This window comes from Candidatus Frankia nodulisporulans (genome assembly GCF_902806475.1).
In the GTDB taxonomy this organism is placed as follows: domain Bacteria; phylum Actinomycetota; class Actinomycetes; order Frankiales; family Frankiaceae; genus Frankia; species Frankia umida.
This window is the reverse complement of record NZ_CADCWS010000146.1, coordinates 1-10,739: the sequence shown is the minus strand read 5'-3', so window position 1 is coordinate 10,739 and position 10,739 is coordinate 1. Positions and strand designations below refer to the sequence as shown.

Annotated in this window: 9 protein-coding genes; 8 read left to right on the top strand and 1 reads right to left on the bottom strand. The window is 72.2% G+C overall.

Annotated features, from left to right (window positions below; translation table 11 throughout):
• Positions 1-1,968: FxSxx-COOH system tetratricopeptide repeat protein (gene fxsT, locus G6R24_RS13695; protein WP_163549633.1), on the bottom strand; the 1,968-nt coding region annotated here is incomplete at its 3' end.
• Positions 1,969-2,063: 95 nt separating this feature from the next.
• Here fxsT and G6R24_RS13690 point away from each other — a divergent pair.
• The 8 genes from G6R24_RS13690 to G6R24_RS13655 all read left to right on the top strand — a co-directional run.
• Positions 2,064-2,930 carry an SseB family protein gene (locus G6R24_RS13690; protein WP_225438496.1) on the top strand — a complete coding sequence of 289 codons (867 nt, stop codon included), beginning with the start codon at positions 2,064-2,066 and terminating at the stop codon, positions 2,928-2,930.
• Positions 2,931-3,293: 363 nt separating this feature from the next.
• Positions 3,294-3,920 (top strand): translation initiation factor IF-3, encoded by a 627-nt coding sequence (infC, locus tag G6R24_RS13685; protein ID WP_225438495.1) that lies wholly within the window; start codon positions 3,294-3,296, stop codon positions 3,918-3,920.
• Between the two features lie 233 nt (positions 3,921-4,153).
• Positions 4,154-4,348 (top strand): 50S ribosomal protein L35, encoded by a 195-nt coding sequence (rpmI, locus tag G6R24_RS13680; protein WP_163549632.1) that lies wholly within the window; start codon positions 4,154-4,156, stop codon positions 4,346-4,348.
• 50 nt (positions 4,349-4,398) lie between these two features.
• Entirely contained in the window at positions 4,399-4,779 is a 381-nt protein-coding gene (gene rplT, locus G6R24_RS13675) for a 50S ribosomal protein L20 (RefSeq protein ID WP_163549631.1), read from the top strand.
• Between the two features lie 146 nt (positions 4,780-4,925).
• Complete coding sequence (locus G6R24_RS13670; protein ID WP_163549635.1) at positions 4,926-5,741, top strand: TrmH family RNA methyltransferase; 816 nt, start codon at positions 4,926-4,928, stop codon at positions 5,739-5,741.
• 68 nt (positions 5,742-5,809) lie between these two features.
• Positions 5,810-6,901 carry a sensor histidine kinase gene (locus G6R24_RS13665; RefSeq protein ID WP_163549634.1) on the top strand — a complete coding sequence of 364 codons (1,092 nt, stop codon included), beginning with the start codon at positions 5,810-5,812 and terminating at the stop codon, positions 6,899-6,901.
• A 93-nt stretch (positions 6,902-6,994) separates the two neighbouring features.
• A complete protein-coding gene (gene pheS, locus G6R24_RS13660) occupies positions 6,995-8,098 on the top strand; it encodes a phenylalanine--tRNA ligase subunit alpha (RefSeq protein WP_163549630.1) in 1,104 nt (367 codons plus the stop codon).
• A gap of 4 nt (positions 8,099-8,102) precedes the next feature.
• Positions 8,103-10,739: phenylalanine--tRNA ligase subunit beta (locus G6R24_RS13655; RefSeq protein ID WP_163549629.1), on the top strand; the 2,637-nt coding region annotated here is incomplete at its 3' end.

The window sequence follows — 10,739 nt, the reverse complement described above, 5'->3', positions numbered from 1 at the left end:
GTCGAGGGCGAGGTTGCTGGCGGAGGTCAGGGTGTCGGGGTGGTTGTCGCCGAGGGTGTGGCGGTCACGAGTGTGGATGGTGCGGTCAAGAGCGGCGGCGGCCTGGTAATCACCGTGGGCAGTCAGGAAAATGCTGACCTGTCGGATAAGAGGGCGGCTGTCGGGGTGAACGGAATCGGTTGGAATGTCCGGATGCAGGGCGGCGGCGGTGGTGAGATGTGTGGACAGCTCCCCCCAGACCTGCCAGTCAGCCGGAATTTCGGGATTGGTATGGCGAAGGCGGGCGGTGAGCATCCGGCGAATGGTGGCGGCGGTCGTATTCCGCTCAGTATCGGTCTGTCGGGCCCGGATGACCGCGGCGAGCAGCCGGTGCAGGGTGAGGCTGCTGTCGGTGCGACGGGCAAGGGAGTAGGCGGCGATCGTGTCGAGCGCATCGGAAATCCCGCCGGGAATCTCCGCAGCGCCTGAGCTCTGCCGCGCCCACCATCGGCGGCGGCGTTCTGGCCGTATCATCTCGGCCTGAAACAGTGTGAGCGGGATTGGTTCCGGCGCCAGCTGAGCGCACAGCTCCAGGAGACGGACGGCGCCCGGCTGACTCTGCTGGAGCCTTTCCAGGGTGACCGCCCACAGGCTGGCGATGGTGCCGCCGCGGGCAAGGTCCTCACCCTTGCCCAGCATCGCGGCCTGCTCCGTCCGGAGCCGGGCCAGATACCGCGCGGCGGAGGTTCCGGTCGCGTCGAGATAGGCGGCGGCCTGTTCCAGCGCGAGCGGTAGATCGCCCAGTACCTCGGCCAGCTCGTCGGCCACACCAGGATCGAGCGTGGGGCGGCGCCGCACGAGCAGCGCGATCGCCTCGGCGCGGTCCATCACATCGATCTCGAGCGGGTCGGCCAGCGCACCCCAGCCGGTCTGCCGGGATGTGATCAGGGTGTGACCAGATCCGGCGGGAAGCCAGGGCCGCAGCCCGGCCGGGAGTTCGGCGTTGTCGTAGATGAGCAGCCACCGCCGGTGCCGTCCCAGCCAGGTGAGTACCGCGGCGGCATCATCGGCGACCTGGCCGACGGACGGTACGTCCAGCCGGGCCGCGAAGGCGGCGAGCCGCGCCGGGATCAACGCGGTCTGCTCGGCGTCCACCCACAGGACGAGGTCGTAGTCGGCGGCGTGCCGATGGGCGTACTCGATGGCCAGCTGGGACTTGCCGACCCCGCCGAGGCCGTACAACGCGGTAATGGCCACCCGCCGGCCGGCCACGCCCGACGCGGAGCCGGAGCCGGAGCCGGAGCCGGAATCGGCGCGGTGATCGGTGAGCCCGGCTCTGATCTGGTCGAGCAGAGGCTGACGGCCGGTGAAGCGGCGCAGCCTCGGCGGCACGCTGAACACCGCGGGAATCCGGCCCGGGAAAACCTCCTCCGCCGCTCCTACCGCATCTTTCGCCTCGGTCGCCGTTCCGTTCCCTGGCGCCATGCTCGCGCCGGGAAATCCCTGGGACTGACGTGCCACGGCGGCGAGGCCGACAGCTTCCAGCAGGCGTCTGCGGGCGAGCGTCTCATCGATGCCACCGTGCAGGTCGCGGTAGCCGATGGTGGCCAGAATGGTCGGTATTCCGACGTCGGTTACGCGCAGCGGGATGATGGTGCGCCTGTTCAGGGCGGCGGTCCATTCCGCGGTGCACCAGTGGGAGTCGAAATAGGTCGGGGAACAGATCGCGATGGTGCTGGCGGCGGCGTCCATCTGGTCGCTGATCCAGGTGACGAAGTTCGCCCCGGCGGGGGAGTCCCATGCCTGCAACCTGACTCGCACCCGCCGGCCGTCCGCCCGGACCTGTTCTTCCAGAACGGCCCCGACCCAGGTGGCCCAGGCCTCATCCGCGCCTGTGTAGGAGACAAAGAAATCCACCGGTTCGACATCGCCCGCCGGGGGCGGGCCGGCCGTGCGCTGTTCTCCTGTGCGCTGTTCCCCCGTGACCACACGGATCAGCCTGACATATCCGCCGCGGATGGTCACCGGTGCGTCACCCCACCATCAAGGGGTGGCGCCGACGGTTCCGCGGAACCGTCACCAGGGTGCGCGGCAATAGGCTGGGCAGCATGGCGCGGGATCTGCTGAAACCGGCGGGGCAGGGTGACCAGGGGGAGGCCGACGCGGAGCTCGCCCGGGTGCTGGCCGCGGCCGGCGACACCGGGCGCATCGACCCGGCGGCACTCACGGTGGCGCTGCGGGAGGCCCGGGTCTTCGTCGGCGTGGAAGCGCAGGCCACCTCGGTCGATGAGGCCACCGGAGCCGATCGCGGCAGCGAGATGGCGCTGATCACGCTGCGCACCGCGTCCGGAGCGAGCGCCCTGCCGGTCTTCACCAGCGTCGCCACGCTCGCCGCCTGGCGTCCGGCCGCCCGGCCGGTTCCCGTCGCCGGGCCGGACGCCTTCGCGCAGGCCGCGCAGGAAGGCCTCGGCGTCATGGTGATCGACGTCGCCGGCCCGCACACCGCCAGCCTCGACCTGCTGCCCGCCCGCGAACCCACCCCCGAACTCGATGACCAGTCGCTTTCCGCGCTGCGCCCGCCGACCGATCCGGACGGCCCGCTGTCGCGCACCCGCGTGCGGTCCGCCCTGCGCGCCCTCGCACTGCCGATCACGGCCTGGCCGGCGGAACTCACGGCGCGGCCCGCCGCCGACCCCGCACCCGCCAGCCCCGCTGCCGCTGCCGAGGCCGCTTCCGCCAGCCCTGCCGGTGGAGCCGAGAGCGGTGGGCGGCCGGTGCTGGTCGTGATGCCGCGTGGCCGGGCGGGGCGTCAGCTGGACGGAGTCAAGGTGGCCCGGCTGCTGTCCGAACAGCTCGGCGGCGGATCGGGCATCGCCGTCCTGCTGGTCGGGGCGGGCCTCGGTCAGACCCTGGCGGTGCGCCGCCAGCTCGGTCACGGCCTGCACGCCTGATCTCACATATCCCGCCAGCTCGACCTGCCCCGGCGGTACCGCCGCGCCAGCCACCCGGATCCACGAACAAAGCGCCCAGGGGGAGTTCGGGGGTGCGGTGCGTCGGGTGCGAATGATCGTCACTTGGGCGGGCTGGGTGCTAGTCTTGGCAGAGACCGATGCCGGTCGGCTCCAGCTGTCCGACGGTGCCGTCGTTTGCGACGGTTCCGAACGGGGGCGCGGAGCCTGTCCGGCAGGACCAAGCGGGGGTTCGCCCTCCACCCGAGTCACCGGAGTTCCTGCGGGCCTCGTTCGAGGCGGTAGGCGCGGTGGCCGGGTCGCCGGTCGGCCGAGCCGTTCCCGCGGTTGTCGGCCGGGAGCCTGGTGTCACCAGGCTCGGTGCTCCGCTGCGGTGAGGTCGCGCCCGCGCGTCGAGCAACGGAGGAACACATCAGCACAGAGTCCCGCATCAACGACCGGATCCGCGTTCCCGAAGTGCGCCTTGTCGGCGCCGAGGGCGAGCAGATCGGCATCGTCGCGATCGGCGAGGCCATGCGTATGGCCCAGGAGGCCGACCTCGACCTCGTCGAGGTGGCGCCGACGGCGCGTCCGCCGGTCTGCAAGCTGATGGACTTCGGGAAGTTCAAGTACGAGTCCGACCAGAAGCGTCGGGAAGCTCGGAAGAACCAGGTCCAGACCGTCATCAAGGAAATGAAGCTGCGCCCGAAGATCGACCCGCACGACTACGAGACCAAAAAGGGTCACGTCGTGCGGTTCCTGAAGGCCGGCGACAAGGTCAAGATCACCATTATGTTCCGTGGCCGGGAGCAGTCCCGTCCGGAGCTGGGGATCCGCCTGTTGCAGCGGCTGTCCGCCGACGTGGCCGAACTCGGCTATGTCGAGGCCCAGCCCAAGCAGGATGGTCGAAACATGACCATGGTGATGGCCCCGCACAAGGGTTCTTCCACCAAGCCACAGCGGCTGCCGGAGTCCGCGGCTGGCTACCTCTGATCAGGCCTGACCGGCTCGGCCCGGCCTGATCCGTCAGGTCTGGCCACCGCCGGCCCGGGTGTACCCGATATGGGTGCGTTCGGTTAGATGTGCCCGGCCTGTTTTTTGGCCCGGTCTGGCCGGAGACGGCCTGACCTGCGCGGTCGTACCGCACGTGGGCGGGGAGTCCCGTCGCGCGGCGGTATCGCCATGCCGGTCGTTCGACCAACCACGTCCACCGTCAGGATGTTGACATGCCCAAGCAGAAGTCCCACAGCGGCGCGAACAAGCGGTTCTGGATCACCGGCTCCGGCAAGGTGATGCGGCGGCGGGCCGGCCGCAACCACCTGCTCGAGCACAAGTCGAGCCGCCGCACCCGTCGCCTTGAGGGTGAAGTTCCGCTGACCAAGGCCGACGACCGCCGGATCAAGCGCCTGCTCGCCCGCTAGGGCGCCCACACGATTCCGGCCGCACCCGAACGAAGGAGACAGGTGCCCTCATGGCACGCGTGAAGCGGGCGGTCAACGCCCAGAAGAAGCGTCGCACGGTCCTGGAACAGGCCAGCGGCTACCGGGGCCAGCGCTCCAGGCTGTACCGCAAGGCCAAGGAGCAGATGCTCCACTCGATGACCTACTCCTACCGGGACCGTCGCGCGCGCAAGGGCGACTTCCGGCAGCTGTGGATCACTCGGATCAATGCCGCGGCGCGGGCCAACGGCATGACCTACAACCGTTTCGTGCAGGGCCTGAAGCTGGCCGGCGTCGACGTGGACCGCAAGATCCTCGCTGACCTGGCCGTCAACGACGCCGCGGCGTTCGCGGCGCTGGTCGAGGTGGCCCGGGCAGCCCTGGCCGCGGCGCCGGAGCCGAGCGCAGCCTGAACCCCGCACGAGATCGGACGGTGCACGCCGCGGGTGACCCCGCCGCGGCTCCTGCCGCTGTCACCGCCCCTGCCCACGCCCGGGCCGCCGCCGCTGGTGCTGCTGCCGCCCAGGCCAGGGCAGGGGTTGGGGCCGCGGCCGCGGCGATCGGGCCGCGGTCGGTTCGGGTAGGCGCCGCGCGGCGGCTGCACAAGGTCGCCGAACGGCGGGAACAGGGACGGTTCCTGGTCGAGGGCGCGCAGGCGGTCGGCGCCGCGGTGGCGGCGGGCGCGCTGGTCGAGGTGTTCGTCGGGGCCGCCGCCGCGGCACGCCACGAGGTGTTGCTGCGCACGGCCGGTGTTCCGGTCCGGGTGGTCACCGAGGCGGCGGCCGCGGCGCTCTCGGAGACCGTGACTCCGCAGGGGCTCGTCGGCGTCGCCACGCTCCCACGGCACCGGCTCGCGGATCTGGTCGCACCCCGGCTGGTCGCGGTGTGCGTGGCGGCGAACGATCCCGGTAACGCGGGCACCGTGATCCGCAGCGCGGACGCGGCCGGGGCGGACGCGGTCGTGTTCACCGGTAGCGGCGTCGACCCGTTCGGTGGCAAGTGTGTGCGCTCGTCCGCCGGCAGTCATTTCCACCTTCCGGTGATCGTCGAAACAGAGCCGGTCGAGACGATCGCCGGGCTGCGCGCCCAGGGGTGCCGCATCGTCGCCACATCGGGCGGCGCGGCGCGCGACATCGACGCGGCGGTGGCCGCCGGCGACCTCGACGGACCGACAGCCTGGCTGTTCGGCAACGAGGCACACGGACTCGACGCGGCCGTGGCGGCTGCCGCGGACGCGACACTTCGGGTCCCGGTGTACGGTCAGGCCGAGTCCCTGAATCTTGCGGTTGCGTCCGCGCTGTGCCTGTACGCGTCGGCGCGGGCGCGGAGAACGGCCGGTACCGAAGGCACCGGAGGAGGTGGTCGGCGGTGGTGAACATCATCGCGTCGACGTCCGCCCCGGAGGGTTCGACCAGCACCGCTGATCCGGCACCAGGCGAGGCCATGACTGCTGACGACGAACCCGCCGGCCCGGCCATGTTGGACGGGCCCCTCCCCGTGGCCGCCTTCGACCTGTTGCCCGACGCCATCGTCGTCACCGACGCGGCCGGCACGGTCGAGGTGTTCAACCGCGCCGCGTCCCGCCTGTTGGGCGTACCCGCGCGTCCCGCGCTGGGGCGTCACCTCACCGAGGTGCTGCCGCTGCTCGACGAACGCGGCAACGACTGGTGGGAGTGCTCGGCGGTCAGCCGCCGGATGCCCCGGGTCGTCGGGCAGCCGGAGCGGCGCCTCACCTACGCGGGGCCCGACCACGACCGGGACTTCCACGTCACCGTCCAGTTCACCCGGGTCGCCGGTCGGCTCGCGCGGGTGTCCCTGGCGCTGCGCGACACCTCCAGCCGGGAACGGCTCGAGCGCAACCGGGCCGACCTGGTCGCCACCGTCGCCCATGAGCTGCGCTCGCCGCTGACCAGCGTGAAGGGCTTCACCGCCACCCTGCTCGCCAAATGGGACAGATTCACCGACGAGCAGAAGAAGCTCATGCTCAACACCGTCAACACCGACGCCGACCGGGTGACCCGCCTGCTCGCCGAGGTGCTCGACGTCTCCCGGATCGACTCCGGGCGCATCCAGGTCCGCAAGCAGATCATCGACCTGCCCGCGCGGCTGCGCGCCGTCCTCGAGGGAAAGATCGCCTCCGGCGCGGCCGGGGCCGGCCGGTTCGTCCTCGTCGAAGAGGGCGAACTGCCCGAGATGTGGGTCGATCCGGACAAGCTGGAGCAGGTGCTGCACAACCTGGTCGACAACGCGCTGCGCCACGGAGCGGGTACAGTGACCGTGCTGTTGCGCGGTGAGGAGTCCGGCACGGAGGTGCGCGTGTCCGACGAGGGCGAAGGTGTTTCCGAGGCGAACGCCGCCCGGGTGTTCACCAAGTTCTGGCGCGGTGCCAGCCGCGGCAACGGCACCGGCCTCGGCCTCTACATCGCCAAGGCGCTGATCGAGGCGCATGGCGGCACGATCTCCGTGGGCCGGGCTCCCAGCGGCGGCGCCGAGTTCCGATTTTTCGTGCCCGCCGGCGGTCCGGTCTTCGGCTGAGGTCAGCCGAACCGGGCGTTCCCGGCGGGCGCCCCGGGCCATTCCTGTCTGCGTCACCGACACCACCGGTGAGCGTCACCCCTGGAGAGTTCCGTGCCCGCCCCTGGAGAGACAGTCGACCCGTCCCGGGTCCACTCCCTCGACCCTGACCAGCTGGCCGCGGCCGTCACCGCGGCGCTGGCCTCGATCACCACCGCCACCGATCTGGACGCCCTCGCCGCCGTGCGGACCGCCCATGTGCAGGGCGACAACGCCCCGCTGGTGCTGGCCCGCCGTGAACTCGGCGCGCTGCCGCGGGAGGACCGTGCCGACGCCGGCCGCCGGCACAACGCCGCCCGCGCGCAGGTGCAGGCCGCCTACGACACCCGGCTGGCGCAGCTCACCGCCGAACGCGACACCCGGGTGCTGCGCGAGGAACGGGTGGACGTCACGCTGCCGCCCGCGCGGCGCCGTCGTGGCGCGCGCCATCCGCTGAGCTCGCTGTCCGACCGGCTCGTCGACGTGTTCGTCGCGATGGGTTACGAGGTCGCCGAAGGCCCCGAGGTCGAACACGACTGGTTCAACTTCGAGGCCCTCAACATGGCCCCGGACCATCCCGCCCGCAGCATGCACGACACGCTCTACGTCGAACCCGCCGGCTCCGGCCGGCTGCTGCGCACCCACACGTCCCCGGTGCAGATCCGCTCGTTGCTGGCCCGGGACCTGCCCGTGTACGTGGTCGCCCCCGGGCGGACCTACCGCAACGACGCCATCGACGCGACCCACTCGCCGGTGTTCGGCCAGCTCGAGGGCCTCGCCGTCGACGAGGGCATCACGATGGCCGACCTGCGCGGCACCCTCGCGACCTTCGCCGAGGCGCTGTTCGGGACGGGACTGTCCACCCGGCTTCGTCCGTCCTACTTCCCGTTCACCGAGCCATCGGCCGAACTGGACGTGCAGTGTTTCTCCTGCCACGGCGAGACGGCCCGCCAGCCGTGTCGGGTCTGCTCCGACGAGGGCTGGATCGAGATCCTCGGCTGCGGCATGGTCGACCCGAACGTGCTGCGGGCCGCCGGTGTCGATCCGACTCGTTACAGCGGATTCGCGTTCGGGATGGGCCTGGAACGCGCCGCGATGATCCGCTATGGCGTCCGCGAGATCCGTGACTTCGTCGACGGGGACGTCCGTTTCGGCCTCCCGTTCGGAATCGAGGACTGACGCCATGCTCATCGTGATGTCTTGGCTGCGGGAACACGTTCCCGGTCTGCCGCCCACGCGGCCGGTCGCGGACGCGCTGATCCGCGCCGGTTTCGAGGTCGAAGGGCTGCGCACGGTCGGCGGCGACGTCTCCGGTGTGGTCGTCGGCGAGATCGTCAGCTTCGAGGCGGTCGAGACGAAGAAGAAGACCGTCCGCTGGTGCCAGGTCCGTGTCGCCGACTCGCCTGTCGCCGAGGACGCCGCCGGCGCCGCTGCTGGTGCTGGTGCCGCTGCTGGCGTCGAGGATGACGCGGGTGCGGTGCGCGGGGTCATCTGCGGGGCGCTGAACTTCGCGGTCGGCGACCGGGTGGCCGTCGCGTTGCCGGGGGCGGTGCTGCCCGGCGGGTTCGCGATCACCGCACGCAAGACCTACGGCCATCTCAGCGACGGGATGATCTGCTCGGCACGCGAGCTCGGCCTCGGCGATGACCACGACGGCATCCTCATCCTGGAGCCGTCGACGCCGCTGGGCGCGGACGTCGCCACGCTGCTCGAGCTCGCCGACGAGGTGCTCGACATCGCCATCACCCCGGACCGCGGCTACGGACTGTCCGCGCGTGGCATCGCCCGGGAGGCCGCCACCGCGTTCGCGCTGCCCTTCGACGACCCGGGCCGACCCGAAGCCGCCGTCGACGGCGGTGCTGGAACGTCCGGTGCTGGGGCCGGGTATCCGGTGGTCGTGGCGGACACCGTCGGCTGCGACCGGTATGTCGCCCGGGTGGTCACCGGTGTCGACCCGGCGGCCGTGACGCCGATGGGGTGGGCGCGGCGACTGGCACTGTCCGGAATGCGTTCGATCTCGGTGCCCGTGGACGTGACCAACGCCGTGCTGCTCGGCCTCGGCCAGCCGCTGCATGCCTTCGACCGGGCGAAACTCACCGGGACGATCGTCGTGCGCCGCGCCGCGCCCGGCGAGACACTGCGCACCCTCGACGACGTCGAGCGCGTCCTCGACCCCGAGGACCTGGTCATCGCGGACGACTCCGGGCCGATCGCGCTGGCCGGGGTGATGGGCGGTGCCAGCACCGAGATCTCGGCGACGACCACCGACATCGTGCTCGAGGCCGCGCATTTCGACCCGATCAGCGTCGCCCGGACCGCGCGCCGGCACCGGCTGTCCTCCGAGGCGTCGCGCCGCTTCGAACGCGGTGTCGACCCGGCGCTGCCCGCGGTCGCCGCCGCGGCCGCCGTCGACCTGCTCGTCTCGCTCGCCGGCGCCACCAGCGAGCCGGGCGTCACCGACATCGATCATCGTCTGGCCACCCCGGTGGTGCCGTTGCCGCTGGGTGAGGCGCAGCGACTGGCCGGACGTCCCTACCCGGCCCAGACGGTGCTGCGCCGGCTGGCCGACGTCGGCTGCACCATCTCCGGTGTGACCGAGGACGGGTCGGGGCTGGCCGGGGGGTCAGAGCTGCCCGAGGAGGCGGTGCTGCCCGAGGAGGCGGTGCTGCCCGAGGAGGCGGTGCTGGCCGTCGTCCCGCCGCCGTGGCGCCCGGATCTGACCCGGCCGGCGGATCTCGTCGAGGAGATCGTCCGGCTGGAGGGGTACGATACGATTCCGGTGACGCTGCCCCGGCTGCCCGCCGGACGTGGCTTCACCACGGCGCAACGGCTGCGACGCGAGGTGGGGCGGGCGCTCGCGCACGCCGGCTATGTCGAGGTGCAGACGCTGCCGTTCGTCGCCGAGGACGCCGCCGACGCGCTGAGCCTGGCCGCGGACGACCCGCGGCGCGCGGCGGTCCGGGTCGCGAACCCGATCGCCGAGGACGCGGCCTACCTGCGGACCACGCTGCTGTCGGGGCTGATCGGCGCCGCCGTGCGCAACCTCAGCCACGGCCAGCAGGACCTCGCCCTGTTCGAGACCGGCCTGGTCTTCCGGGAGCGCCCCGACGGCCCGGCGCGGGTCAGCGTCCCACCGGTGGATCGCCGGCCGAGTGCCGACGAGATCGCCGACCTGGACGCGAGCCTGCCCGAGCAGCCCCGTCACCTGGCGGCGTTGCTCACCGGCCGAGCCGAGCCGGCGGGCTGGGCGGGGCCGGGCCGGGCGGCTGACTGGGCGGACGCCCTCGACGCCGCCCACCTCGTGGCCGAGGCCCTCGGTCTGAGGCTGACCGTCACCGCCGGTGACACGATGCCGTGGCATCCGGGCCGGTGCGCGGCGCTGTCGCTGGCCGGACGGCCGGTCGGGCACGCCGGTGAACTGCATCCGCGGGTGCTCGCCGACATGGGTCTGCCGGCGCGGTCGGTGGCGCTGGAACTGGACCTGGACGCGCTGCTCGAGGTCGCCGCGGTCGCCCCGCCGGTCGTCGCACCGTCGATCTCGACCTATCCGCCGGCCGATCGGGATGTGGCGCTGGTCGTCCCCGTCCAGGTGCCCGTCGCGCGGGTCACGGCGGCGCTGCGGGAGGGAGCCGGTGCGCTGCTGGAGTCGCTGACCCTGTTCGACGTGTTCGAGGGCGCGCAGGTCGGGTCGGGGCAGCGGTCGCTCGCCTTCGGGCTGCGCCTGCGGGCCGCCGACCGCACGTTGACCGCCGCCGAGGCGAACGAGGTCCGCGACGCCGCCGTCGCGCTGGCCGCCGACCGCACCGGTGCCACCCTGCGC

What these genes read in the sequence shown, in the direction of transcription:
- rpmI (WP_163549632.1), top strand. Translation starts at nt 4,154, where the DNA reads ATGCCCAAGCAGAAGTCCCACAGCGGCGCGAACAAGCGGTTCTGGATC.
- G6R24_RS13665 (WP_163549634.1), top strand. Translation starts at nt 5,810, where the DNA reads ATGACTGCTGACGACGAACCCGCCGGCCCGGCCATGTTGGACGGGCCC.
- rplT (WP_163549631.1), top strand. Translation starts at nt 4,399, where the DNA reads ATGGCACGCGTGAAGCGGGCGGTCAACGCCCAGAAGAAGCGTCGCACG.